The organism is Shewanella sp. ECSMB14102 (assembly GCF_000813075.1).
Classification (GTDB): Bacteria; Pseudomonadota; Gammaproteobacteria; order Enterobacterales; family Shewanellaceae; genus Shewanella; species Shewanella indica.
The window spans coordinates 12,727-39,109 of record NZ_JWGX01000029.1; the positions used below are offsets into that span (position 1 = coordinate 12,727).

Here is a 26,383-nt window from a genome sequence, read left to right on the forward strand (position 1 = left end):
ACAGATAATCAGATCGTTGCAGCCGCCGTGGGGGAAGCTGCAGCTACGCAGATAACAAGAACAGTAAAGGGGACACCCCATGGAAGCATCATTCAAGAGCCCGGTGGAAATGCTCGACCACTGGGTAGAGACTCAAGGCGATGAGATCTATCTCAGGCAGCCAATCAACGGCCAATATCAGGATCTGACCTGGCGTCAGGTACAGGCCAAGGTGCAACAACTCTGCGGCGGCCTGCGTCACTTGGGGCTGCAACCCGGCGACAAGATAGCCGTGCTGTCGAAAAACTGCGCCGAGTGGTTCATTACCGATCTAGCGCTGATGCACGGCGGCTATATCAGTGTGCCCATCTACCCCACGGCCAATGCCGATACCATACGCTACGTGCTGGAACACAGTGGCTGTAAGGCCATCATACTGGGTAAACTGGATCACTGGGCCGATCAGGAAGCCGGTGTCGGCGGTGATATTCTGCGCCTGGCGATGCCTTATGACACCATGCCGGCTCAATATCACTGGCAGCAACTGTTGAATCTCGGTACACCTCTGGTGGATGCCCCTTATCCCGAGGCCGAGCAGGTAATGACGCTGATCTACACCTCAGGTTCCACCGGCAAGCCCAAGGGCGCCATCCAAACCTTCGGCAGTTACGGCTGGACCTGTAATGCCGTGGTGCGCGATCTCAAGACAGATGGTAAAGACAGACTGCTGTCCTACCTGCCGCTGGCTCATATCACAGAGCGGGTGGCGATAGAGGGTTCCTCCTTCTATTCCGGCTCTTGCGTTGCCTTTGTCGAAAGCCTCGACAGTTTTGTTGCCGATGTGCAGCGAATGCGGCCAACCGTATTCTTCTCGGTACCTCGGCTGTGGACCCTGTTCCAAAAGAACATTATCGATAAGGTCGGCTACGCCAGGCTCAATCTGCTACTGAAGATCCCCCTCATCAGCCATCTGGTCAAACGCAAGATCCATAAGGGCCTGGGGCTGGATAAGTGTCGTTTGCTAGGTTCAGGTTCGGCGCCCATACCTCCGTCACTGGTGGAGTGGTATCACAACATAGGGTTGGATATCTGCGAAGCCTGGGGCATGACGGAAAACTGCGCCTACTCAATTATCAACTTCCCCTTCGATGCCAGTAAGATAGGCACTGTCGGCAAGCCGGTGATCGGCTGCGAAGTCAAGCAGGCGGCCAATGGCGAACTGCTGGTGAAGAGCCCGGGATTGATGCGTGAATACTACAAGGCGCCGGAAGCCACAGCCGCCGCCTTCGATGAAGAGGGCTTTTTCCTCACCGGCGACCTCTGCGCCATAGATGCCGACGGTTGCGTCAGCATCACAGGCCGGGTCAAGGATAACTTCAAGACCGCCAAGGGCAAGTATGTGGCGCCAGTGCCGATTGAACGTAAGATGGCGCAGGATCCCCATGTGGAGCTTATCTGCGTCATCGGCCTGGGACTACCCCACCCAGTGGCTTTGGTGCAACTCTCTGAAGGGGCGGCGTTGCAAGCCAGAGAAGAGGTACGCGCCTCGCTCAAGGCCACTGTGGATGCGGTTAACCCCAACCTGGAGTCCCATGAAACCGTGGAAGCTGTTTTGGTGGTTAAGGAGCCCTGGACCATAGAAAACGATGTGCTGACCCCAACGCTGAAAATCAAGCGCCATGTGTTGGAGAGCAGATACGCCAGTCGGATGGAAGGCATCCGCGGCGCCAAGGTCGTCTGGGAAGACGAAATCTAAAGCCCTTATCCTGATTTATCTGATTATCCCGGCTCCGGCCGGGATTTTTATGACATATTCTGTCAAAAAGGGGTTGCCTTCGGGGGGAAAAACCTTATGCTGGCAGCCCAAATACATTCATCGGTGCCGTTCTGTATGGCACCTTACTGACAGGAAAAGCGGTTTTCAATGTTGATTGCACTCTCTATTCTCGGCGGCTTCTTAATTTTGACTCTGGGAGCCGAAGCCTTGGTTCGCGGCGCCAGCGTCATCGCCCTGCGTCTGGGAATCGCCCCGCTGGTGATCGGCCTGACGATCGTCGCCTTCGGTACCAGTGCTCCCGAACTGGCAGTGAGCGTTAAGTCAGCACTGGCCGGTAGCCCGGGCATTGCTCTGGGTAACGTGGTGGGCTCCAATATCGCCAATATCGGTCTGATCCTGGCCCTGACCGCACTGATCCGCCCGATAGGCGTTCAGACACAGATGGTCAGACGCGACATTCCACTGATGATAGGCGCCTCTATTCTGATGTGGCTGCTGGTACTCGACGGTGAACTGAGCCTGATTGACGGCGCCGTGCTGACCAGCTTACTGGTAGGCTATCTGCTGCTCAGCTATTTCAGCAGCAAGGGCGAAGATACCGATGAACCTATTGAAGGCCCCAAGAACCCTCTACTGTCGCTGCTGTTTATCATCGCCGGTATCGGCATGTTGGTGGGCGGCGGCATACTGTTTGTCGATGGCGCAGTCGAGTTGGCCCGTACCTTCGGTATCAGCGAAGTAGTGATCGGCCTGACCATTATTGCCATAGGCACCAGCATGCCGGAATTAGTGACCTCGATTTTGGCCGCACTCAAGGGCCAGAGCGATATCGCCATAGGTAATGTGGTTGGCTCCAACCTGTTTAACCTGCTGGGGATCCTCGGGGTCACGGCCCTGGTGCACCCCATCAGCTCTGCCGGCTTCAGCAGCCTGGACTTCAGCGTGATGCTAACCCTGGCACTGTTGGTGTTGCCCTTTGCCTGGAGCGGATTTCGTATCGGTCGCCGCGAAGGCGCCATATTATTGCTGGGTTACTGCGGCTATATGGGCTATCTAGTCACCCACGCCAGCGCCTGAACCTAATTATGGACTGACAATTGAATGCTTCTGAAGAGCTTTATTGCCAAGCCGCAGTAGCATAAAAAATCCCGGGTTTTGACACCAAAAATGAATAATCAAAACCCGGGATATCATCAAGTTAAGGGCCAAAACAGCCCAAAAGCGCTCAGGAGCGAGCCGCTACATAACTCTCCATTTCAGCTATGCTGACACTGGCAATGAATTGCTGATCCAGGTAGAAGTCCACCATCTCCCCCTGCTTGCGCCCCAGCATTACCTGCTCGGTGCCATCTTCATAGCTCAGCGTCATCGCCAAAGTATTGTCATCTATGGCTGACATGCTGGCACGGCTCAGTTTTACCGGGGCAGTGGTCAGATCCTTGTCCAGTTTATGATTGATCTTGAACACTGCATCGGCCGGCATATCTACCAAGGCCGGTGACTTGCCGGTAATAGGGTTCTTGCCGGTCCAAAACTCAATACTGTTGAAAATAAACAGATCGGCGGCGGCAGTAATGCCATAGACGGGCGCCAGCAACAGGTACAAACCGGCGCGGCCGTAACGGTTATCCACCGCACTCAGATTGCCTTTGGTCAACATGCCTGAAAGCCCCATCTGTCCCATACAACCCGCCAGTTGCGAGCAGATCAACACAGTGACCCCAAGACCGACTTTACTCAACTTCATCAATATTTCCCCAAATAGAGTTTACGCATATGTTTTTGGCGCGCGGATTCTACTCAGGTTAATCAATTTAACTATGCAGGGGCTCACAACTTGAGGTTAGTTTTTCGGAGAGTAAGTTACTCGGTTGTTGGATGTTTTTCTCTTTGGAAAAATCAGTAAGGCACTAGTGATAAAGGCGCTCAAACAAACACAACTCACTTACCTTACGCAGAGACCTGTATCCTGAGCCCCATAGCCTCGATCGCAGGGGTTTAAGAAACCAAGGTCGGCTTACCAAAACAGGTAAAAACCGGTTCCGCTCTACGAATATCGGAAGTAAAGCGCTGTCCAGCCCTAAAATGACTTGGCTTTTTTAGGGTCAACACGCCCAATAAATTTCACTGTTATATCCATTAATGCGGGTTCACTTAAATATACCGCAAGCGTGGCATCTCAGGGTTCAACCCAGAGGCTAAAAGCTTTACCATGACTCGGCGTTCAGCTCAGACTTGTTACTCAAAGGCAGTTGTTTGAACGAGCAACATCAGGGATCCGGTTAGTCCAAGTTAAGGAGAACAATCAATGCATTGCAGACATTGCGGCTCAGACAATATCAAACACTTCAAAGCCATTCATGCCGAGGGCACAACAGAAGTTTCAGTCAGCGCCTCGGCCAAACCCGTGTGGAACAACCAACCCTTCTCAGTGCATGGAAAACAAAAACTCAAGGGTAGCGCCCAACTGCAAACCGAACTGGCCAAGCGCTGCTCGCCGCCATCTGACCCTCAGCCCTTGGTGCTATTTCTGGCGGCTTTCCCCGGGCTACTATTGGGCGGCTACCTGGGGTTTCAGGCTGGCAGCAACTGGAGCAGTTTTTGGCTTGGAGTGCTGTGCTTTTTTGCCTCCAGTTTTACTCTGATCCTGAGCGCCGATTGGCTATGGAAAAACTACTTAGGAGGGCGAAAGTCAATGCAGCAATACCGCGCGGCACTGAACCAATGGCAGAACTCCTGGTACTGCAGCAAGTGTGCCAAAGTCAGTATTTTTTAACCTTCTTGCCTCTTTGCCGCCACTCCTCAGGCCTTGGGAATAACCATGAATCACATCTCAGAGATTCAACAACTGGAAAGCCAACTGCATAGTGCCATGTTGAATTCGGATATCAATTTGCTGGATAGACTGTTGTCGCCTCAGCTGATATTCACCAATCACCTGGGGCAAGTGCTCGGCAAAGCAGAGGATCTGCATGCCCATAGCTCAGGCCTGCTCAATATCACTCGGATAGACACCCTGGCCGAAGAGATACGACTGCATCAGGGGGACTGCGATAGTGTCGGCGGAGGTGAATATTCAAGGCAGCTATGCCAAAGCACCGACCAACGACCGTTTTCGCTTTACCCGGGTTTGGCAGCAAAAAGCAACCGGCTGGCAACTGATAGCGGCTCACTCGAGCCTACTGGCTTGAGCACTGAGTTTTACGACAAACTACTGATTTCATGGCGACCATTTTATGACCAAAAACCCACAACAGGCCAGGCTCTGCCAATATCAGCAGCATATGCTGATGACAGAGCTCGAGGCTGAGCCGGGCAAGTTGAAACTCATCTGGCGCAGCAGGCAAACGCAACTGAAATACGCGCTTTGGGGACTACTGCTGATGCTTGCCGGAATACTGGGAGTACTCGTCTTGGACCCCGCCAGACAGGACACTTGGTTTACGGCTGCCATCATAGCCATAGTGCTGGGGCTCAGCGGTATCATCATGGGCCTGAACCTCTACCGCCAGCTCAAACCCGTAACTTTGGATCTGCAACAAGGCTGCGTCTTCCGGGGCGGGAAAAGCAAGCCTCTCAGTCAACTCTGCCGCATAGAGGTGCAACGCAATACCTATAACGAAAGATCCAGAAGTCACATGCTTGAACACCTGACTGACGAAGAGCTCATAAGTGTCAGCGTGGTACTCTGTTTTTCTGAGCGTGAGCGACTCGGTTTTGGCCTGTTCAAACCTCAAAAGCAGGCCACAGACAAAGCCAGAGCCTACGCACAAACACTCGCCGAACTGATAGGCTTTAACGGTGAAATAACCGTTAGCCAGGGTTCAGGCCTGGGCCGTTAAGTTACACTACTCTTTTGCCAAGCCTGCCGAATCCAAGATGCAAGTTGTTAACTTAATCTTATGGTTATGTAGATATATTTATTCTCATTAAAACAAATAATTAGGGAATTAGATTTGCACTCGGAAGGTAGCAGCGTTAAGGTATCGCGGCAAATCATAACTACCAAGAAGGAACCATGATCGACAGTAAGCAGCGATATTTTGCCGAGCAAGATATCAAAGCCCCCGCCACCCCTCTTCCCAAACACGCCTTGTTCAATACCCTAAGCGACCTAATAGTCGCGCTCTGTTTTCTACTGGGCAGCTTCTTTTTTCTCACTGACGTTCACACCCTTATCGGCGCCTGGCTGTTTGTAATAGGCAGCGTTCAGCTACTGATAAAGCCCTTGGTCACCCTGCTCAACTGGTGGCACTGACAGATTAATCCGTCACAAATATATCAGGGCTTTTGCCATACACCCGCCCACCCAGGCAGAAGCCCTGCCGCCATTGCACCACACTTTACCCGGCCGATAAAAGCAACGCATTGCCAAGGGCTATTTCTCTGATAGTATATGTATAAATTCACAGTAATCCGGTGCTAAAGGTTTGCAGAGACTGGATCTTATTGCTATCACCGAGCTCAAGGGCGTAGCCGCTAAAATGGCTGAGAAACTACACAAGCTCGGAATCAACACGGTACAGGATCTGCTGTTCCACCTGCCGCTGCGCTATGAAGACAGAACCCGCATCTACCCCATAGCCAGCCTCACACCCGGCAGCTACGGCACCATAGAAGCCGAAATCCAATCCAGCCAGATCATCAATGGCCGCAAGCGCATGTTGATCTGCAATGTCCGTGATGACAGCGGCACCATGACCCTGAGGTTCTTCAATTTCTCTGCCGCCCAGCGCAATGCCATGCAACAAGGGCTAACCATTAGAGCCTATGGCGAAGTGCGCCGAGGTAACCACCAGGCCGAGATCATTCATCCGGATTACAAGATACTCAAGGGCGACGAACCGCCCAACCTCAACGACACCCTGACGCCCATCTATCCCACCACTGAAGGGCTCAAGCAGGCCAGTTGGATGAAATTGACCGAGCAGGCTCTAAGCCTGTTGCAGGACGATGGACTGCAAGAGTTGCTGCCCGAGGCGCTGCGCCCCAATCAGCAAAGTCTGGCCCAGGCGGTGCGCACCCTGCATAGGCCCCCGGCAGATGTCGATATCTATCGCTTGGAACAGGGGCAACACCCGGCGCAGCAACGCTTGGTACAGGAAGAACTGCTGGCGCATAACCTGTCTATGCTCAAGCTCAGAGAGCGCAGTAATCATGACAAAGCTGTGCCTTTGCCCGCCACCGGCGCTTTGCTCAATCCCTTCCTCGCCGCCTTACCCTTTAAACCTACGGGGGCGCAGCAGCGAGTGGTGGCAGATATCGGCCGTGATATTGAAAAGCCACAACCCATGATGCGCCTGGTTCAGGGCGATGTCGGCTCGGGCAAGACCCTGGTGGCCGCCATGGCGGCGCTGCAGGCGATAGAAAACGGTTATCAGGTGGCCATGATGGCGCCCACTGAGCTGTTGGCCGAGCAACATGCAATTAATTTCAGTCAATGGCTGGAGCCATTGGGGCTCAAGGTCGGCTGGCTGGCGGGTAAGCTCAAGGGCAAGGCCAGGGCTCAGTCGCTGGAGGATATCGCCTCCGGCAGTGCCCACATGGTGATAGGCACCCACGCCATCTTTCAAGAGCAGGTACAGTTTCACAAGCTGGCGTTGATCATCATAGATGAGCAACACAGATTCGGCGTGCATCAGCGCCTGGGGCTGAGAGAGAAAGGCATCAGCCAGGGTTTTCATCCCCACCAGTTGATCATGACGGCGACCCCTATTCCCCGCACTCTGGCGATGACCGCCTATGCAGACCTGGATACCTCCATCATTGACGAGTTGCCGCCGGGGCGTACCCCGGTCACCACTGTGGCCATCAGTGACAGTCGGCGTCAGGAGGTGATCGACAGGGTACGTCAGGCGGCGCTCAATGACGGTCGCCAGGCCTACTGGGTCTGCACCCTTATCGAGGAATCCGAAGTGCTCGAATGCCAGGCAGCCGAAGACACCTGTGAAGAACTGCGTGCCGCCCTGCCGGAGCTGAGCATAGGCCTGGTACATGGCCGTATGAAGAGCGCCGAAAAACAACAAGTCATGGACAGCTTCAAACGCGGCGAGCTCAAGTTGTTGGTGGCCACCACTGTCATTGAAGTGGGGGTCGATGTGCCCAACGCCAGTCTGATGATCATCGAGAACCCGGAACGGCTGGGGCTGGCGCAGTTGCACCAGTTGCGCGGCCGGGTCGGTCGCGGCGCCGTGGCCAGCCACTGCGTCCTGCTGTACAAGGCGCCGTTGTCACACACGGCCACCAAACGGCTTGGAGTATTGCGCCAGAGCAACGACGGCTTTGTGATTGCCCAAAAAGATCTGGAGATCCGCGGCCCAGGTGAAGTGTTGGGCACCCGCCAGACAGGTATAGCCGATATGAAGGTGGCCGATTTGGTCAGGGATCAGGCGCTTATTCCCCACATCCAGAAACTGGCCCGTCATGTGATGAGCCAGGCACCGGAGAATGTCGATGCCATCATTCAGCGTTGGCTGGGCGACCGGCAGCAGTATGTTCAGGCCTAGTGCGCTAAAAACGTCACAAAATTGCCGAGAGTTCAGCCGGGGTTCAAGTCAGCCACCACAGGATCTGCTCTACTGGCAATATTTCACAAATAAATCTTGCTGCTAAATGGCCGAAAGCTGGACAAGATGGCCAATATTTGCAGAATGGGAGAAGCGCTGCCTCACAGGTATCAATGAAAGGAAATCCAATGCAAGTCAATCAAGAAGATAGAATCGCGCCGCAGGAAAAGTCCTCTGGCAACAGTGGCATTGTTATCATCCTGCTAGTGTTGGTATTGCTGATTGCAGGAGGAGCCTACTACTATTTCAGCGGCGAACAAGAGCCGCAGCAAACAGCAGAACCCACCCAGGTTGAACTCCCTGAACCCGCCCCCAGCGAACCGCTGCCAACCCAGGTTCAGGTGCCTGAACCTGAAACCATGCCCGAGCCTGAACCTGAAGTGGTTCAGCCCGAAGTCGAGCCGGAACAACCCCTGCCTTCACTGGCCGAAAGTGATGAGTATGTTCATGAAAAGGCCGTGGCCATGGCCGATGGTATGAAGATAGAGCCACTGCTGGTTGAACAAGATCTGGTACGCCAGTTCGTGGTGTTTGTCGATAATCTGGCCCAAGGTGAACTGGCTCGTAAAACCAGTCCGATGAAAGGCCCGAGCGACACCTTCACTGTATCTGAAATTGCCAACAAGACTTATCTGGATCCGGATAGCTACCACAGATACGACCTTTACGCTGACTTCCTCACCGGGCTCAACGACGAGCAGCTGCTCAACACCTATCGTCAATTGTCGCCGCTGCTGGAGCAGGCATTCGATGAGCTGGGTTATCCCAACCTCAAATTCGATGAGCGGATGCAACAAGCCATCAAGGTGCTGTTGGCTACCCCTGTAATAGAAGATCCTATCGAGCTGTATGCCATCAGTGTGAACTACAAGTTTGTCGATCCCAAGCTGGAAGCCCTGCCCAACGCGCAGAAAATGCTGGTACGTATGGGGCCCGACAACACTCGCAAAATCAAAACGGCACTGCGGCGACTGCAAAGCCAGTTGAACAACTGAGCAGCATTTGAATCACCCGGCAGTCGCCGGGCGATTCCCTTGTTAGTGAAAAGTTGTAACTGATCTTTAGCTGTAACCTAAACCCCTTCTTAAAACCCGTACTTTCAGTGTAGAATACAGCCCTTTGTACCGGTGTTTCAGAGGGGAAAGGCAATCGGTACGGCGGTCGCATTCCGACCCGACAGATTCACTCCCTCACGACCCGTAAGGGATAGCAACAAAGATCTGTGTCAGAGGCAAAGCAGTGCAACTAGCGTTCAGTATTCTCTCCTGGGGAGCCTGGTCTCCGGAGTATCAACAGCAGCAAGATTGGCAACAGTGGCAGAGCAGCAACTGCGCCCTTGATGACAGCGATCGCCTCGCCCCCAAGTTACCTCAGGTTGCCGCCATGCAGCGGCGCCGTTTCAGCCGCCTGAGCAAGATGATGCTGGAAGCCGCTTTCCAGGCCGAAGCTCCCAGCCAATGCCGCAGCGTATTTGCCTCGCGCCATGGCGAACTCAATCGCACCATAGAACTGCTGCAGGATATTATTGCCAGGCAGCCACTCTCTCCCATGGGTTTCAGCCAATCGGTTCACAACACCGCCAGCGGTCTGTTTGGCATAGTCACGGGTAATACTGGCGCTTCCACTTCAGTGGCGGCGGGCACAGATACCCTCTCCCAAGCCATGTTGGAAGCCTGGGCCCAGTTGGCCGAGGACCCCAGCCCTCTGCTATTGGTGTTCGGCGATGATCCTGTGCCGCCCGTCTATGATGAATTTACCCAAGAGATGGAACTGCCGCTGGCCTTGTCTCTGCAACTGGCCCCGGCCGATGTTACCGGCATAGCCCGAGTTACCCTGAGCCAGCAGACCGGCGCCGGGCAGTCGCTGGGCTTCGGCGCCCTGCTGCAGGCACTGGCAAACGGCACGGCAATTCAGGGGCAGCTGGCCCAGTGGTATTGGCAGCTGGAACCTTCCCGGGAGCCGCTATGACAACCCCGGCGACCGGCATCGGCTATTTTCCCCGTTGGCTTGCGGGTATCAGCTGTTATATCGCCTTCGGCCTCGGCGGCCTGCTGAGCTCCTTGACCATTTTACCTGTGCTGAGATTCTGGCCCGGCGAGCGCGATGTGCGCATTCAAAGAGTACAAAAAGCGGTGCACTACATGTTCCGTGGCTTTGTGCATATGCTGACCTGGGCCGGCGTGGTCAGGGTCAGCACAGTCAATCTGCAGCGATTACAGCAGGCCAAGGGCATGGTGGTGATTGCCAATCACCCCACCCTCATAGATGTGGTGGTGTTAATCAGCCTGATGCCCAACGCCGGCTGCATAGTAAAACAGGGACTTTGGCGCAACCCCTTTCTGCGCGGAGTCGTCTCCGCCGCCGGCTATATTCCCAATCGCGGCGCCGAGCTGCTGCTACAGGACTGCCGCGAAGTGTTGGCCAGAGGCACTAATCTGATCATCTTTCCCGAGGGCACCCGCACGGTAAAAGGTGCGGCGATCAACCCCTTTGCCCGCGGGTCAGCCAATATCGCCCTGCGCGCCGGGGCCGATATTCTGCCAGTGGTACTCAGGGTGGTTCATCCCGGGCTCACCAAACAGGATCCCTGGTATGAAATCCCGAGACGCACCATACAGATGCAAGTGGAAACCGGGGCAAGCATAGCGCATCTGAGGTATGATGCCGAAAGCGGTGGCGATGCCCGGATGGCACGCCAACTCACCAGAGATCTGGAAACCTATTACAAACAACAATTAGATATAAATTATGAGCTTACATAACGAAATTAAACAGCTAATCATAGATTGCCTCGATCTTGAGGATATCAGTATCGACGATATAGATACCGAAGCACCGCTGTTCGGTGAGGGGTTGGGACTGGATTCCATCGATGCACTTGAGCTGGGCTTGGCGATCAAGAAGCAGTTCGACGTCAAGATAGAAGCCAACTCAGAGGCAACCAAGGCTCACTTTTACAGTGTGGCCAGCCTTGCCGCGTTTATCGAATCCCAGCGCGCGTAGGAGGTGCTCATGCAAAGCCGTGAACAGATATTGGAAATGCTGAGCAAGATCCTGGTCGATGAGTTTGAAGTGGATGCCGAGACGATAACCCCTGAGGCTTCCCTCTATGAAGAGCTGGATCTGGACAGCATTGATGCGGTGGATCTGGTGATCAAACTGCAACAGCTGACCGGCAAAAAGATCCAGCCGGATGAATTCAAGTCGGTACGGACGGTCAACGACGTGGTTAACGCCATCGAGGGACTGGTTAAAGACTGATGCGTGCCCTGGCTCAGACAGTCACGGCCCTGTTGCTGCTGGGATATCCCCTGGCGGTATATCTGGGACTGAACTATCTGCCGGGCAATGGCCTGGCACTCTTGCTGGCGGCCTTGCTCGGCGCCAGGTTGCTGCTGGGGAAGCAAAAGCTCAAGGCGCTGGCCGCCCCTGTCGTTCTGGGGTTACTGCTGGCGCTTGGCAGCCTGCTCGCCAAGCGTCAGGACTGGCTGCTGTACTACCCTATGCTGGTCAATGCCTGCATGCTGGTGCTGTTTGCCTCTTCGCTGCTTAAAGGTCCCAGCATGGTGGAACGTCTGGCCAGGTTGGCCGAGCCGGATCTGCCCGAGGAAGCCAAGCCCTACCTGGTAAGGGTCACACAACTCTGGTGTGGTCTGTTTGTCTTCAACGGCGGCATGGCGGCTTATACGGCGCTGTTTACCAGCCTGGAGACCTGGACCCTGTACAACGGCCTGATAGCCTATCTGCTGATGGGGCTGCTCGGTGGCGGAGAATGGCTCTATCGCCACTTTTGTCTGAAGCGATCATAAAGGGACAGTTATGACAGAGTTATTGAAAACCTGGCTTACCCAAGGCCCAGCAGGGCAACAACTGATCAGTTTTAACCACCATGACATAGTCACGGGTTCACTGTTCGCCACCCAGGTCTATCATCTGCATCAGCGCCTGCAAGCCCGGCCGGAAAAACGTTGGCTATTGGCCTGCGACAGCAGCGATCTGTTCGCCGTTGGCCTCTGCGCCGCCCTGTTGTCGGGCAAGCAGATCATACTGCCGGCCAACACTCAGCCGGGGACTCTGAGCGAACTGACCCAGGAGTTTGATGCCATAGTGTCAGACCGCCCCCTGTGTGAGGGCAAGATCTGGCTCGAGCTGAAAAAAGAGCTGTCACTGCCCCACTCGCCCTGGCCGCAGATGGCCGAGGAAGATGAGTTCGGCGAACTGCTGCTGTTCACCTCAGGCTCCAGCGGCCACCCCAAGGCGGTTCGCAAGCGTCTGCAGCAACTGGATGCCGAAGTCAGTGTGCTGGAACAGACCTTCGCCGCTCACCTGCCACAGTGCAGTGTGATTGCCACTGTCAGCCACCAGCATATCTATGGTTTGCTGTTTAAGATTCTCTGGCCACTGGCGGCCAGTCGCCCCTTCCTCAGCGATCTGGTGGAATACCCGGAAACCCTGAGTTATTACACCGCCCTGTTTCCCAACCTGTGCCTGATCAGCAGCCCGGCGCAGCTGTCGAGGCTGCCGGATGCGCTGGAGCATGAACGCCAGCTGCACACTCCCAGCCTGATCTTCAGCTCCGGCGGGCCCCTGAGCCTGGAAGCCGCCCAAGGGGTCAAGCGCTGCTACGGTAGCCTGCCAATCGAGGTCTACGGCAGCACGGAAACCGGCGGCATAGGTTATCGGCGCCAACAGAGCAGCGATACCCCCTGGCAGGCCTTTACCCCCATGGAGCTGAGCAATGACAGCGACGGCGCTTTGCTGCTGCGCTCCCCCTATCTCGAAGACGACGGCCAATACCGCTGTGAAGACAAGGTTCGGCTGCTGGGCGAAGGCCAGTTCTGCCTCGAAGGCCGCTTGGACCGCATCGTCAAGATAGAGGAAAAGCGCTTGTCTCTGGTGCAGATGGAAACCTTGCTCAACGCCCATCCCTGGGTGACCCAATCGCATCTGGTGCTGCTGGAAAACCCCAGAGTGCAACTGGGCGCGGCGGTAGAGCTTTCCGCCGCCGGTAAGGCACAGCTCGAAGCCGAGGGCAAACTCAGCATCAACAACGCCCTTAAGGCCCATCTGCTGAGCCAATTTGAACGTGTAACTCTGCCAAGGCGCTGGCGCTATCCACAGCAGCTGCCACTCAATGCCCAGGGCAAGTTGCTCAAAAACGATATTCTCGAGCTGTTTGATCATGATTAAGTCTGTTCTTCCGCCCATTGTTCAACACCGGCATCAGGACAATGAAGCCAGTTGGCGCCTGAGCATTGCGGCCGAGCTGCCTATGTTTGCCGGCCACTTTCCCGGCCAGCCGGTATTGCCCGGCGTAACTCAACTGGACTGGGCCGTGCGTCTCGGCAGCCAGGCATTCGGCTATGATGCCGAAGTCGCGGTACTCGAGGTGCTCAAGTTTCAGCAACTGCTGTTGCCGAATATGCAAGTCACCCTCAGCATCAGCAATAACCCCGCCAAGGGTAAACTGAGCTTCAGCTACAGCGACGGCGAACAGAAGTTCGGCTCGGGTCGTATCGCCTTCAAGACAGAGGCCAAGCAATGAAGCTGGCGCTGATCATCCCCAATTACAACCACAGGGGCCATATCGCTGCGACGCTGGAAGCCCTCAAACCGCTGGGGCTGCCCTGCTTTTTGATCAACGACGGCAGCGACGATGAGACCCGATATCTGTTGCAACAGTTGGCCGAACAGCACAGCGACTGGGTCAGCCTGCTGCATCACCCTTACAACCGCGGCAAGGGCGCCGCCGTGATGACAGGCCTGCGCGCCGCCTGGGCCGCGGGTTTTTCCCATGGCCTACAGGTGGACGCCGACGGCCAACATAATCTGGAAGATATTCCGGCGCTAATCGCCAGGGCGCAGCTCAACCCCAAGGCGCTGATCTCCGGCCTGCCGCAATATGATGATTCCGTGCCCAAGGGTCGGCTCTACGGCCGTTACCTGACCCATTTTTGGGTCTGGGTCGAGACCCTGAGCCTGGATATCCGCGATTCCATGTGCGGCTTTCGAGTCTATCCACTGGCGGCCACCGAGGCCCTGCTTAGCAGCGAAGCCCTCGGCGAGCGGATGGACTTTGATATCGAAGTCATGGTGCGTCTCTACTGGCGCGGTGTTGCCATAGAGCATATCCCCACCAAGGTGATCTACCCGGAAGACGGCAGCAGCCATTTTCAGGGGCTGGCCGACAATGTGCGGATCAGCAAGCTGCACAGCAGGCTGTTTTTCTCCATGCTGTGGCGCAAGCTCAAGGGGCAGAAACTGGGGCCAACCCAAGCGGCACAAGACAACCCCCAAGGCGCTCATTGGTCCAACATCAAGGAGCGGGGCAGCTACTGGGGTATCAAGCTGCTGGCCGAGAGCTATCGTTTCGGCGGCCACTGGCTGGCGCGGGCAATAATGTACCCGGTGATCTGTTATTTCTTTATCACGGGGCGACAGGCCCGCGAGGCATCACAAGCGTTTTTAAAGCGGGTTCAGGCACTGGAGCCACAGCACCCGAGTCTCGGTCAGCCGGTGACTTGGCGCGACAGCCTGCGCCACTTCTTCGCCTTCGGCAATGCCGCACTGGATCGCATCGATGCCTGGTGCGATCGCATTCGTTTGCAACAGGTGGAGTTCAGCGACCGTCAGCAGTTGGCCGAGCAGTTACAAAGTGGCCAGGGAGCCGTGTTGCTGGTGTCTCACCTTGGCAATATCGAGCTGTGCCGCGCCATCTCCATTCACCAGCGCAAGGTGAAGGTCAATGTGATGGTGATGACCCGCAATGCCGAAAACTTCAACCGGGTGCTCAAACAGCTGAACCCGGACAGTGAACTCAACTTACTTCAGGTCACCGAACTCAACCCGGCCACCTCCATGTTGTTGCAAAGCAAGGTCGAGGCCGGTGAATTGGTGGTGATTGCCGCCGATCGCACCTCCAGCCATAGCCCGGGTCGCACGGTGAAAGTGCCGTTCCTCGGCGAGATGGCGCCCTTCCCCCAGGGCCCCTTTATTCTGGCCGGTCTGCTGGACTGCCCCATCTACACCATGTTCTGCCTGCGGGAGCAGCAGGGCTATAAGGTCTGGTTAGAGCCCTTCGAGCAGAGCCTCAAAGGCCCGAGATCCGAGCGGCAGCAGCGGCTGCAACAGGCAGCAGGCCTCTATGCCCAGCGACTGGAACATTTTGCCCGCAAGGCACCACTGCAGTGGTTTAACTTTTTCGATTTTTGGCGGCAGGACCAAGTTGCTGACCGCCCCAAGGACAATTCATGAGCGCAACAGTTAAGGCCACCAAGACGGTCGGCTTCGGCCAAACATCACTGACACTGGAGCAGGTGGTTGCCATCGCCAAAGGGGCGCCGGTAACCCTCAACGCCAGTGCAGAGTACCGTGACTATATCCAGCGCGGCGCCCACTTTATCGACAGCCTGCTCCATGAAGAAGGCGTGGTCTATGGGGTCACCACAGGCTATGGCGATTCCTGTACCGTCAATGTCGGCCCGGATCTGGCACACGAGTTGCCGCTGCATCTGTCGCGCTTTCATGGCTGCGGCATGGGCAAGGTGCTGGAGATCCCCCAGGCCAGAGCCGTGATGGCCTGCCGCCTCAACTCACTGGCCGTGGGTAAGTCCGGTGTCAGCTATGAGCTGCTGGAGCGCATAGCCCTGCTGCTGAACCTCAACATAGTGCCGGTGATCCCGGAGGAAGGCTCTGTGGGTGCCAGCGGCGATCTCACGCCACTGTCATATCTGGCCGCCGTACTGGTTGGCGAACGGGAGGTCTTCTATCAAGGACAGCGCCGCGCCACCAGCGAGGTCTATGCCGAACTTGGGATCAGCGCCCTCAAGCTCAGGCCCAAAGAGGGCCTGGCACTGATGAACGGCACCGCCGTGATGACGGCGCTGGCTTGTCTGGCCTATGACAGGGCCGAGTACCTGAGCCGCCTGTGCGCCCGCATTACCGCTATGGCCTCGCTGACACTCAAGGGCAACTCCAACCATTTCGACGAGATACTGTTTGCCGCCAAGCCGCACCCGGGGCAGAACCAGGTCGCGGCCTGGATCCGTGAAGACCTCAACCACCACGAGCACCCACGCAACTCTGACCGACTGCAGGACAGATATTCGATTCGCTGCGCGCCGCACATTATCGGGGTCTTGGCCGATGCCCTACCCTTTATGCGCCAGTTTATCGAGACCGAACTCAACAGTGCCAACGACAACCCGATAGTGGACGGCGAGGGGGAACATATTCTCCACGGCGGCCACTTCTATGGCGGCCATATCGCCTTTGCCATGGACAGCCTCAAGAATGCGGTGGCCAATTTGGCGGATCTGCTGGACAGGCAGATGGCTCTGGTGATGGATCCCAAATTCAACAACGGCCTGCCTGCCAACCTGTCGGCCAGCCAGGGCGAGCGCAGCCCCATCAACCACGGTTTCAAGGCAGTGCAGATAGGTTGCTCGGCCTGGACCGCCGAGGCGCTGAAACACACTATGCCCGCCAGCGTGTTCTCGCGCTCTACCGAGTGCCACAACCAGGACAAAGTCAGCATGGGCACCATTGCCGCCCGTGACGCCCTGCGGGTATTGGAACTGACCGAGCAGGTGGCCGCTGCCGCACTGCTGGCCATGAGTCAGGGGATCCGCCTGCGCCTGCTCGCCGGTGAACTGGAACGTGAGTCGCTGACCGAGTCAGTGGCCACCACTTTGGCGCAGCTGGAAGCCGACTTTGAACTCTTGATTGAAGACAGGCCGCTGGAAGCCTTGTTGCGGCAAACCCTGGCCAAGATCCAAGCCGGGGAGTGGGAGGTGTGCCGATGAAAGCCATCCTCAGCACTGAAATAGAGCTGGAGATCCCCTTCCACGATGTCGATTCCATGGGCATTACCTGGCACGGCAACTATCTGCGTTATTTTGAGATAGCCCGCTGCAAGCTGCTGGACAGGTTCGACTACGGCTACCGCCGAATGCAGGAGTCGGGTTACGCCTGGCCGATAGTGGATCTGCAGCTGAAATACGTCAAACCCAGCCGTTTCGAGCAGAAGATCCGGGTGAGTGCCGCCCTGGTTGAGTGGGAAAATCGGCTGAAGATCAACTACCAAATTTGCGACGCCGCCCTTGGTGAGCGCCTCACCAAGGGCTACACCATACAGGCCGCAGTGGATATGCAGACCCAGGAACTGTGCTTGGTGACCCCGCCGGTGTTCCGTGAGCGCCTGGCGCCCTTTATCGCGGCCGCCGAGGCCAAGTCATGAAACCCTCAGCTTTCGGCTTTCGGCTCACTCGGCAGCCCGCCCTACTGCTTGGGCTGCTGGGACTGGTTTGGTTTGGCGCCGCTTGCAGCAACATGGCTTTAGGAGAAGTGGCGCCAGCCACTATGGCATTGGGAGAAGTGGCGCCGGCCACTATGGCACTGGGAAAAGTGGCGGCTGATAACACTCAGACAGAGCCGGTGGCAGTGTTGGCCACCGAAGCCAAGGGAAGAGTCAGGCCGGAGGCGCAAGCATTCGACAAACTCTTTGCCAAGGCGGCCACAGAGCAGGCTCTGCAACAGTTAAGCACTAAGATGGCCCTCAGCGACAGCAGCCGAGGCCAGTTTGAGCAGGTGCGCTGGCTCAGGGTGCTGAAACAGCCACTTCGCAGCAGCGGCGAATTTCTGTTTCAACGAGAGCTGGGCATGCTCTGGCAACAGCAGACTCCCTTCGACAACCTCTTGCTGCTGAAACAGGGCGAGCTTATCCAGCAGGACAGCCAGGGCAAACTCAGTGTCACCAAGGCCGATGCCGGCCCGGCGGCCGTGGCTGAAATGCTGCCGCGCATGATGCAATCACTGCTCTCCGGTGATATTCAGGCATTGAGCCAGGGGTTTGAACTCTATCTGCTCAATGACCAAGCGGGTCATTGGCAACTGGGACTCAAGGCCAAGGAGCAGACAATGGCGGCTCAGCTGCCGCAAATGGTGCTCGAAGGCAATCAGGATCTCGAATCTCTGACCCTGCTGGCCAAGAACGGCGATATCAGCCAGATATTCTTCTCTGAACTGGACAAATCACCACTCAATGACAGCGAGCGCGCTCGCTTCTTTCCCGAGGTGACCCCCTGATGTCGCCTCGCCCTGAACCCACTCGTCCCAGGCTCTCGGCGCCGGTTGGCCTACTGTTGTGGCTGGGGCTGCTGACACTGCTCATTCTGCTTGGCGTCTGGCAGTGGCAACAGGGCGGCCGTATTCAGAGCGACATTCTCGCCATGCTGCCCAAGGTGCAGGAAGATCCGCTCGCCGAAGCGGCGCTGAAACGCATGGAGCAGAAACTGGGCAATCAGCTGTATATCGGCCTGATTGCCAATGATAAGCCTCAGGCGATCAACGCCGGCAAACAGCTGCAAAATGCGCTGAAAAAGGAGCAAAACGCCTTTAAGAGAGTGCGCAGCGCCGAGGCCGACAGCTTCAGCGCCCTGGGGCGTTTCTATTTCCCCTATCGCATGGGGCTGCTCAGTGACAGCCAGAGGCAGCAACTCGCTAGCGGTGAATTAACCACTCTGATTCAAAACGCGCAGCAACAGCTCTATAGCGCCTTTGGCGCCGCCGGCAGCGACCTGATTGCCGAAGATCCGCTGTTGCTGTTCCCCGACTGGCTCAAGTCGCTGGCCGAGGGCCGCAGTCTCATCCAGGCAGATGGCATAATGTTGGCACCAACGCCGCAAGGCCAGTATGCAGCCATAGTGATGGCCGAGGGCATAGGCAGCGCCTTTAACCCGCAGCAACAGGCAACCCAGCTCAAGGCGCTGGAGCAGGCCTTGGCGCCTCTGCCGCAAGATATTCGAGTGCTCAAGGCCGGCGCCCTGTTTCATGCTGCGGCCGCCACAGAATCGGCCAAGAGCGAGATCAACCGTATCGGATTAGTCTCCCTGCTTGGAGTGATCCTGCTGGTGCTGCTGGCGTTTCGCTCCTTGATGCCGCTGACGGTGGCACTGCTCACCCTGGGCAGTGGATTTCTGGCGGCGACAGTCACGACCCTGACACTGTTTGGCGAACTGCATCTGCTGACCCTGGTGTTCGGCACCAGCCTTATCGGAATCGCCATCGACTACAGCTTTCACTTCTACTGCGAGCGCTTGCAACATCCCAAGGCTTCTCCCAGGCAGGTTATTGGCCTGATATTCCCGGCCGTGACCCTGGCCTTGATCACCAGTATCGGCGCCTACCTGGGCATAGGCTTGGCGCCTTTCCCCGGCATGCAACAGGTGGCCGTGTTCTGTGCCAGCGGGCTGATTTTCACCTGGCTGACACTGCTGCTGGCGTATCCGGCTATAGCCGCCAGCCCCTTGCTTGCCGGAGACAGCCGCCTGGCGCTGGCTGGCCGCTTGCTGAATCTCTGGCAAATTCTCGGTCGGCGCAGCAGTCTGTTAATCCTAGTGCCATTGGGGTTACTGCTGCTGTTTGGCGGCATTGACCTCAAGACCAACGATGATATCCGGGCGCTGCAGAGCAGCCCACCAGCGGTCAGCGAGCCGGAAAATGCCCTCAGGCAACTGCTGAGTGGCGGCACGGACAATCAGTTCCTGCTGGTTCGGGGTGACAGCGCCGAGGAGATGCTGCAGCGTCTCGAACAGCTGGCGCCCGGGCTCAAGCGTTTGATTGCGAAAGGCAAACTCGGCAACAGCGTCAATATCGCCCGCTACTTGCCGAGCATCAAACGCCAGCAGCAAGATCATCAGCTGCAGGGGCTTATCTATCGCCAGACAGATACAGTTTTGGACACCCTGGGGCTGAATGCCGAGCTGGCCGGGCCGCTCTCGAGGCAATGGGCCGAATTCCAGCCGCTCTCGGCCACAGACTGGCTCGCCAGTGAAGGGGCTAAATCCTCAGGGCTGAGTGACCTCTACCTCGCCCCCACTGACGGAATAACGGCTCACGCCGCCATAGTGCTGCTCGGTGGCATCCACGATCTCGACGCCCTCAAGCAGTTGGCAAGCAGCAACCCGGGCGTACAGTTGGTCGACAAGGTCGCCGATATCTCGGCGCTGATGGCCAAATACCGTCAGTTGACCCTGCTGATGCTGGCGCTGGCACTGCTGTTGGCGGCGGTGATTTTCAGCTGGCGCTTTGGTTTGCGCCGCGGCCTTTGGGTGGCGCTGGTGCCGACTCTGGCGGCAATTCTGACTCTGGGCGCCCTTGGCTGGCTCGGCAGCGGCTTGACCCTGTTTCATGCCCTGGCACTGGTGTTGGTGTTCGGCATAGGCGTGGACTACAGCCTGTTTTTTGCCGAAGCCAAACAGCATCCCAGAGGCGTGATGTTGGCGGTGCTGATGTCTGCCGCCTCCACCCTGCTGGCCTTTGGCCTGCTGGCTTTGAGTGACACCTATGCCATTGCCGCCTTTGGTATAACCCTGGCGCTGGGCATAGGTTTTACCCTGTTACTCGCTCCCCTAACCTCAACTCTTACAAGGAATGCAAAGTGAACACTGCCAATGCCGTGGAACAAGTCGATGTGGTAATTATCGGTGCCGGGCCATCCGGCTCGGTCGCGGCCAGTCTGCTGAAACAACAAGGAGTAGATGCCCTGGTGCTGGAGCGGGCCCAATTTCCACGCTTTTCCATCGGAGAGAGCCTGTTGCCCTGCTGCATGACAGTGCTGGAGCAGGCTGGGATGACAGAAGCCGTGGCCGAGGCCGGGTTTCAGTTTAAAAACGGCGCCGCCTTTCGGCGCAACGGCCGCTACACCACCTTTGATTTCAGTGACAAGTTTACCCCGGGCCCCGGCACCACCTTTCAGGTTCCCCGAGGCCAGTTCGACAAACTGCTGGCCGATACCGCCAGTACCCAAGGGGTAGAGATACGTTATGGCCAGACGGTCACCGCGGTGGATCTCAGCGCAGAGCCACGGCTGACAGTGGCAGACGAAAATGGACGAGTCTATTCAGTGCAGGCCAAATATCTGCTGGATGCCAGTGGCTTTGGCCGGGTACTGCCAAGATTGCTGCAGCTGGAATGCCCCTCCAGCCTGCCGGCCCGCTCGGCCATCTTTACCCATATTGAGGACAATATCAGCGACCCGGAGTTTGACCGCAACAAGATCCTTATCAGCGTGCATCCGCGCAACAAGGATATCTGGTATTGGTTGATCCCCTTCAGTAACGGCACCTGTTCGCTGGGGGTGGTGGCCGAACCGCACCTGCTGGCAAGACTCGAAGGCAGCCTGGAGCAGCAATTGCGCACCATAGTCAATGAAGAGCCAGGGCTGGAGGCGCTGCTTAAAGACGCCAGAGTGATCCGCGACTGCGCCAGCTTGAAGGGCTATTCGGCCAATGTCAGCACCCTGGCCAGCGACAAGTTTGCCCTGCTGGGCAATGCCGGTGAGTTTCTCGACCCGGTATTCTCCTCCGGGGTGACCATAGCCATGCACTCGGCCAGTCTGGCCTGCAACTGTCTGGTACGCCAGCTCAAGGGGGAAGCGGTAGACTGGCAGCAGGATTATGCCGAGCCCTTGATGCTGGGGGTCAACACCTTCCGCACCTATGTGGAAGCCTGGTATGACGGCAGATTCCAGGAGGTGATCTTCTTTGAAGACGCCAACCCGAAAATAAAACAGATGATCTGCTCTATCCTGGCGGGCTACGCCTGGGACAGCAACAACCCCTTTGTCAGTGAATCCCGGCGCAGATTGGATCTGGTGGTGAACCTCTGCCGCGACGCTGTCGAGGAAGCCTTATGACAGCCGCTGTTACCCGCTTGCTGCTGCTTGCCACTGTGCTGGTTGGCCTGAGTGGCTGCAGCCAGCTATTGTATCGCCAAACCTGCGTTGCCCTGGCAAAGGATGTCAGTTATTGTCTGGCGCCGCTGCCGCTGAACCAGGCCGCGCCCAAGGGACAAACCTCTGATACCAAGGCTGCCAAAGACGCAAAGCAACCAGATGAGCCCCAGGGCAGTGACTCGGTTCAAACTCAAACTTTGGAGCAAACGCTCAGTCTCAGCCAGCAGGTGCGCCTGCAACGAGGGGAGCAGAGCCATGAGCTTATCAGCCAACTGGAACTGCAGCCGCAGCAGATGACTGTGGTGGGGCTGGCACCTCTGGGCCAAGCACTGTTTACCTTGATCTACGATGGACATACACTGACCAGCGAGCAGAGTGTACTGCTCGGCAATGAGTTTAAAGCAGAATATCTGCTGGCCTTGCTGCAACTCATCTATTGGCCGGAGGAAAAGCTGAACGCTTATCTGGATGGCGCCAGGGTGAAACTGGAAGATTGCGCCGCCGTCCTGTGCCGGGTATTGCTGAGCAATGACAATCGCGAGCTGATGCGGATAAGTTACTCCAGCCCCGACATCTGGCATGCGGAAGTGACCTTGAATATGCCGCAGGCCGATTTAAAACTGAACATTAAGCCCCTGTAATGGATACAGGGCCGGATCCCAAAACAGAGATATGACAACTACAGCCATAAATCATGCGGGTTTTTGTACCCCTCTCGGCAACCGGGCCGACGAGGTGCTTAACGCCTTGCTCGCCGGTGACAGCCGCGGCATGGTCAGCCGCGACAACCTGTTGTTTGAACGGCCGGCCATAGTCGGGGTAGTGGACAGCGAATTACCGGCCATTCCCGCCGAGTTTGCCGACTATGACTGTCGTAACAACGCCCTGTTGCTGTGCGCCGCGCTGCAAATCACCCCGGCGGTGGAAGCCGCCAAGGCCAAATATGGCAAGGAGCGCATCGCGGTTGTCATAGGCACCAGCACCTCGGGGATCTCCAAGGGTGAAGAAGCACTGGAGTACCGCAATCGCCACGGTCATTTCCCCTCTGATTACCACTATTTTCAGCAGGAGCTGGGGGGCACCAGTCGCTTCCTGCAAGCCTGGTTCAAGCTGAGCGGCCCCTGTTACACACTGTCGACGGCTTGCTCTTCCAGCGCCAAGGTGTTTGCCGCCGGTAAACGGCTGTTGCATGCCGGACTGTGCGACATGGTGATAGTCGGCGGGGTCGACAGCCTGTGCCAATTGACCCTCAACGGCTTCGATGCACTTGAGTCTGTCTCCAAGGGGCATTGCAATCCTTTCAGCGCCAACCGCGACGGCATCAACATAGGTGAAGGCGCGGCGCTGTTTACCCTGGAGAGAGGAAGCGGCCAGGTGCTGCTGTCCGGTGTCGGCGAGTCGGCCGATGCCCACCATATCTCGGCGCCCCATCCCGAGGGCAGCGGTGCGATTGCTGCCATGGAGATGGCACTCAAGCAGGCGGGGCTGACGCCTGATGACATCGACTATGTCAATCTGCACGGCACTGCCACCCCCAAGAATGACGCCATGGAAAGCCGCGCCATGCACTCGGTATTTGCCGAAGCACTGCCGCCTTGCAGTTCCACCAAACCCTTGACCGGCCACGCACTGGGCGCCGCCGGGGCATTGGAAGCGGTATTCTGCTGGCTGCTGCTCTCGCCCCTCAACCCTGATGGGCAACTGCCGCCGCATCTGTGGGACTGTGAGCAGGATGGCAAGGATCCCGCACTGCCGCTGGTCAAACAGGGCAGTCGCCACGCATTGAATCACCTGATGAGTAACTCCTTCGCCTTTGGCGGCAGCAATGCCAGCCTGATCTTCAGCCGTGGAGCCCCGGAATGACCCAGCCTTTAACCGAGCGTGATATCGCCGATTTTCTGCCCCACAGGGCGCCCATGATACTGATAGACGCCGTGGTCGAGCACAGCCAAGACAGGCTGCTGACCAAGGTGAAGATTAGTGAGCAGAGCCCCTATTTCGATGACGCCCGGGCTCTGGTGCCCAATTATGTCGGCATAGAATATATGGCCCAGAGCATAGCGGCACTGGCCGGAGTGGAAGCCGAGGCCCGCGGTGATATTATCCGGGTCGGTTTTTTGCTGGGCAGCCGTAAGCTCAGCATGCATACCCCGGGATTCCTGCCCGGACGCGAATACCTGACTCAGGTGCAGCGCCTCTATCAGGAAGACACGGGACTGGCAGTGTTCGACTGCCGCATCTTTGATGGCGAAACAGAGATCGCCAGCGCCAATGTAAACGTTTTTCAGCCCCAGGACACCCAGGCCTATATTGCCGGTAGTCTGGAGGCGATGCAGGGAGATTCCGCATGACAAAGAGAGTTTTGGTCACAGGTTCCAGCCGCGGCATAGGCAAGGCTATCGCCCTGCGTCTGGCGCAATCCGGCTTTGATATCGCCCTGCACTTTCATGCCAATCGAGCGGCCGCCGAGGCCAGCGCCGCCGAAATCCAAGCCTTGGGCGTCAAGGTCAGCCTGCTGCAGTTTGATGTTGCCGAGCGCCAGACCTGCCGCCAAGTCATTGAGGCCGACATCGAAGCCAACGGTGCCTATCACGGCCTGGTTCTCAATGCCGGTATCGCCCGCGATACGGCTTTCCCGGCGATGACAGAGGCCGAATGGGATGGCGTCATCCACACCAATCTCGATGGTTTCTACAATGTGATCCATCCGGCGCTGATGCCGATGATCCAACGGCGCAAGGGCGGCCGCATCATTACACTGTCTTCGGTTTCCGGTTTGGCCGGTAACCGTGGCCAGGTGAACTACAGCGCCTCCAAGGCCGGTATCATAGGCGCCACCAAGGCGCTGGCATTGGAGCTGGCCAAACGCAAGATCACGGTCAACTGCATCGCTCCCGGGATCATCGAAACCGAAATGGTTGATACCTTCAGCCCCGAACTGGTACAGCAACTGGTGCCGTTGCGGCGCATGGGCCAGCCTGAAGAGATAGCGGCCCTGGCCAACTTCCTGATGTCTGACGAAGCCGGTTACATCACCCGCCAGGTGATCTCGGTCAACGGAGGCATGCTATGAGCCGCAGGGTGGTGATTACCGGCATGGGCGGCATTTCTGCCCTGGGCCAGGATTGGGACAGCGTCAAAGCCAAGCTGCAGGCAGGCCAAAATGCCGTGGTTCGCATAGATGAATGGGACAGGTTCGACGGCCTGCATACCCGTCTGGCGGCGCCGGTCAGCGACTTCAGCACTCCGGCGCACTATTCGCGCAAGAAGATCCGCTCCATGGGGCGGGTGTCTCTGATGGCCACCCGCGCCAGTGAAATGGCGCTGGAGGATGCCGGCCTGTTGCATGATCCTCTGATAGCCTCAGGTGCCATGGGCATAGCCTACGGTTCTTCCACCGGCAGTACAGAACCCATCACCGCCTTTGGCGACATGCTCAAACACGGCGATATGAGCGGCGTTACCGCCACCAGTTATATCCGCATGATGGCCCATACCACGGCGGTCAATGTCGGGGTATTTTTCGGCCTCAAGGGGCGGGTGATAACCACCAGCAGCGCCTGTACGTCCGGCAGCCAGGGCATAGGTTATGCCTATGAAGCCATCAAGTATGGCCAGCAGGATTTGATGCTGGCCGGGGGCGGCGAAGAACTCTGCCCCACAGAAGCTGTTGTTTTCGACACCCTGTTTGCCACCAGTACCCGCAACGACACTCCCGAGTTGACCCCCAGGCCTTTCGATCGCGACCGGGACGGCCTGGTGATAGGCGAAGGCGCCTGCACCCTGGTGCTCGAAGAGCTGGAGCATGCCAAGGCCAGAGGCGCGCGCATCTACGCCGAGGTACTGGGTTTCGGTACCAACTCAGACGGCCTGCATGTGACGCAACCGAACGCCGACACCATGGAAAAGGCGATTCGACTGGCGCTCAAAGACGCCAAGATAGCGCCGCAGCAGATAGGCTATGTCAACGCCCACGGTACGGCCACCGACCGCGGCGATACCGCCGAGAGCCGGGCTACCGCCGCAGTATTTGGCGAACAGATGCCGATTTCATCGCTGAAGAGCTATACCGGCCATACCCTGGGCGCTTGCGGCGCGCTGGAGGCCTGGTGGAGCATTATGATGATGCGTGACGGCTGGTTTGCACCCACCATCAACCTGGAGAATATTGCCGAGGACTGCGCCGAACTGGATTATATTCGCGCCGAAGGCCGGGCACTGGATACCGACTTGGTGATGAGCAATAACTTTGCCTTTGGTGGCATCAATACTTCGTTGATCTTCCGCCGCTGGCAGGACTGAGCTTAGCCATAGAAAGCCCCTGGA

27 protein-coding genes and 1 pseudogene are annotated in these 26,383 nt (G+C 57.1%); 27 read left to right on the top strand and 1 reads right to left on the bottom strand.

Annotated features, from left to right (window positions below; all coding sequences use genetic code 11):
• Positions 1–79: 79 nt before the first annotated feature.
• Both RC73_RS10865 and RC73_RS10870 read left to right on the top strand, forming a co-directional pair.
• Positions 80–1,735, top strand: a complete 1,656-nt coding sequence (locus tag RC73_RS10865; RefSeq protein WP_039034663.1) for an AMP-binding protein — start codon at positions 80–82, stop codon at positions 1,733–1,735.
• Between the two features lie 168 nt (positions 1,736–1,903).
• A complete protein-coding gene (locus RC73_RS10870) occupies positions 1,904–2,833 on the top strand; it encodes a calcium/sodium antiporter (RefSeq protein WP_039034664.1) in 930 nt (309 codons plus the stop codon).
• A 148-nt stretch (positions 2,834–2,981) separates the two neighbouring features.
• Here RC73_RS10870 and RC73_RS10875 read toward each other — a convergent pair whose 3' ends face one another.
• Entirely contained in the window at positions 2,982–3,503 is a 522-nt protein-coding gene (locus RC73_RS10875; protein ID WP_039034665.1) for a DUF3332 domain-containing protein, read from the bottom strand.
• A 561-nt stretch (positions 3,504–4,064) separates the two neighbouring features.
• On the opposite strand from RC73_RS10875, the gene RC73_RS10880 reads away from it, so the two are divergent.
• From RC73_RS10880 to RC73_RS10995, 25 genes and pseudogenes are all read left to right on the top strand, one after another.
• Positions 4,065–4,532, top strand: a complete 468-nt coding sequence (locus tag RC73_RS10880; RefSeq protein WP_039034666.1) for a hypothetical protein — start codon at positions 4,065–4,067, stop codon at positions 4,530–4,532.
• Positions 4,533–4,628: 96 nt separating this feature from the next.
• Positions 4,629–4,745 (top strand): annotated as a pseudogene (locus tag RC73_RS21475) (nuclear transport factor 2 family protein); the annotation flags it as partial.
• Between the two features lie 67 nt (positions 4,746–4,812).
• On the top strand, positions 4,813–4,947 hold the full coding sequence (locus tag RC73_RS21385) for a hypothetical protein (RefSeq protein WP_267959654.1): 135 nt from the start codon (positions 4,813–4,815) through the stop codon (positions 4,945–4,947).
• A gap of 45 nt (positions 4,948–4,992) precedes the next feature.
• Entirely contained in the window at positions 4,993–5,598 is a 606-nt protein-coding gene (locus RC73_RS10890; protein WP_039034667.1) for a hypothetical protein, read from the top strand.
• 176 nt (positions 5,599–5,774) lie between these two features.
• On the top strand, positions 5,775–6,014 hold the full coding sequence (locus RC73_RS10895) for a YrhK family protein (RefSeq protein WP_039034668.1): 240 nt from the start codon (positions 5,775–5,777) through the stop codon (positions 6,012–6,014).
• A 172-nt stretch (positions 6,015–6,186) separates the two neighbouring features.
• Positions 6,187–8,262 carry an ATP-dependent DNA helicase RecG gene (gene recG, locus RC73_RS10900; protein WP_039034669.1) on the top strand — a complete coding sequence of 692 codons (2,076 nt, stop codon included), beginning with the start codon at positions 6,187–6,189 and terminating at the stop codon, positions 8,260–8,262.
• A 188-nt stretch (positions 8,263–8,450) separates the two neighbouring features.
• Positions 8,451–9,317, top strand: coding sequence for a DUF3014 domain-containing protein (locus RC73_RS10905; protein WP_039034670.1), 867 nt, complete (start codon positions 8,451–8,453; stop codon positions 9,315–9,317).
• A gap of 244 nt (positions 9,318–9,561) precedes the next feature.
• Positions 9,562–10,290, top strand: a complete 729-nt coding sequence (locus tag RC73_RS10910) for a beta-ketoacyl synthase chain length factor (protein WP_039034671.1) — start codon at positions 9,562–9,564, stop codon at positions 10,288–10,290.
• Positions 10,287–11,084: a lysophospholipid acyltransferase family protein gene (locus RC73_RS10915; RefSeq protein ID WP_082014301.1), complete on the top strand. Its 798-nt coding sequence runs from the start codon at positions 10,287–10,289 to the stop codon at positions 11,082–11,084. Before RC73_RS10910 ends, RC73_RS10915 begins: the two co-directional genes overlap by 4 nt.
• Positions 11,071–11,325: a phosphopantetheine-binding protein gene (locus RC73_RS10920; protein WP_025010130.1), complete on the top strand. Its 255-nt coding sequence runs from the start codon at positions 11,071–11,073 to the stop codon at positions 11,323–11,325. Before RC73_RS10915 ends, RC73_RS10920 begins: the two co-directional genes overlap by 14 nt.
• 9 nt (positions 11,326–11,334) lie before the next feature.
• On the top strand, positions 11,335–11,583 hold the full coding sequence (locus RC73_RS10925; RefSeq protein ID WP_039034673.1) for an acyl carrier protein: 249 nt from the start codon (positions 11,335–11,337) through the stop codon (positions 11,581–11,583).
• Entirely contained in the window at positions 11,583–12,131 is a 549-nt protein-coding gene (locus RC73_RS10930; protein WP_039034674.1) for a hypothetical protein, read from the top strand. Before RC73_RS10925 ends, RC73_RS10930 begins: the two co-directional genes overlap by 1 nt.
• A 10-nt stretch (positions 12,132–12,141) precedes the next feature.
• Complete coding sequence (locus tag RC73_RS10935) at positions 12,142–13,512, top strand: AMP-binding protein (protein ID WP_039034675.1); 1,371 nt, start codon at positions 12,142–12,144, stop codon at positions 13,510–13,512.
• Positions 13,505–13,867 (top strand): ApeI family dehydratase, encoded by a 363-nt coding sequence (locus RC73_RS10940; protein ID WP_039034676.1) that lies wholly within the window; start codon positions 13,505–13,507, stop codon positions 13,865–13,867. Before RC73_RS10935 ends, RC73_RS10940 begins: the two co-directional genes overlap by 8 nt.
• Positions 13,864–15,576 (top strand): glycosyltransferase family 2 protein, encoded by a 1,713-nt coding sequence (locus RC73_RS10945; protein WP_052248142.1) that lies wholly within the window; start codon positions 13,864–13,866, stop codon positions 15,574–15,576. Before RC73_RS10940 ends, RC73_RS10945 begins: the two co-directional genes overlap by 4 nt.
• Positions 15,573–17,126, top strand: coding sequence for an HAL/PAL/TAL family ammonia-lyase (locus RC73_RS10950; protein WP_039034677.1), 1,554 nt, complete (start codon positions 15,573–15,575; stop codon positions 17,124–17,126). Before RC73_RS10945 ends, RC73_RS10950 begins: the two co-directional genes overlap by 4 nt.
• The gene (locus RC73_RS10955; RefSeq protein WP_039034678.1) at positions 17,123–17,560 is read left to right on the top strand and encodes an acyl-CoA thioesterase; all 438 of its coding nucleotides are present in this window, start codon (positions 17,123–17,125) and stop codon (positions 17,558–17,560) included. Before RC73_RS10950 ends, RC73_RS10955 begins: the two co-directional genes overlap by 4 nt.
• A complete protein-coding gene (locus tag RC73_RS10960) occupies positions 17,557–18,408 on the top strand; it encodes a LolA family protein (RefSeq protein ID WP_052248143.1) in 852 nt (283 codons plus the stop codon). Before RC73_RS10955 ends, RC73_RS10960 begins: the two co-directional genes overlap by 4 nt.
• Complete coding sequence (locus RC73_RS10965) at positions 18,408–20,765, top strand: MMPL family transporter (RefSeq protein ID WP_039034679.1); 2,358 nt, start codon at positions 18,408–18,410, stop codon at positions 20,763–20,765. The genes RC73_RS10960 and RC73_RS10965 overlap by 1 nt, the downstream gene beginning before the upstream one ends.
• A complete protein-coding gene (locus RC73_RS10970; protein ID WP_039034680.1) occupies positions 20,762–22,018 on the top strand; it encodes an NAD(P)/FAD-dependent oxidoreductase in 1,257 nt (418 codons plus the stop codon). The genes RC73_RS10965 and RC73_RS10970 overlap by 4 nt, the downstream gene beginning before the upstream one ends.
• On the top strand, positions 22,015–22,698 hold the full coding sequence (locus RC73_RS10975) for a DUF3261 domain-containing protein (RefSeq protein WP_039034681.1): 684 nt from the start codon (positions 22,015–22,017) through the stop codon (positions 22,696–22,698). The genes RC73_RS10970 and RC73_RS10975 overlap by 4 nt, the downstream gene beginning before the upstream one ends.
• Before the next feature lie 31 nt (positions 22,699–22,729).
• On the top strand, positions 22,730–23,920 hold the full coding sequence (locus RC73_RS10980) for a beta-ketoacyl-[acyl-carrier-protein] synthase family protein (protein WP_039034682.1): 1,191 nt from the start codon (positions 22,730–22,732) through the stop codon (positions 23,918–23,920).
• Entirely contained in the window at positions 23,917–24,408 is a 492-nt protein-coding gene (locus RC73_RS10985) for an ApeP family dehydratase (protein WP_039034683.1), read from the top strand. Before RC73_RS10980 ends, RC73_RS10985 begins: the two co-directional genes overlap by 4 nt.
• Entirely contained in the window at positions 24,405–25,130 is a 726-nt protein-coding gene (locus RC73_RS10990; RefSeq protein ID WP_039034684.1) for a 3-ketoacyl-ACP reductase FabG2, read from the top strand. The genes RC73_RS10985 and RC73_RS10990 overlap by 4 nt, the downstream gene beginning before the upstream one ends.
• On the top strand, positions 25,127–26,359 hold the full coding sequence (locus RC73_RS10995) for a beta-ketoacyl-ACP synthase (protein WP_039034685.1): 1,233 nt from the start codon (positions 25,127–25,129) through the stop codon (positions 26,357–26,359). Before RC73_RS10990 ends, RC73_RS10995 begins: the two co-directional genes overlap by 4 nt.
• The last annotated feature ends 24 nt before the right edge of the window (positions 26,360–26,383 follow it).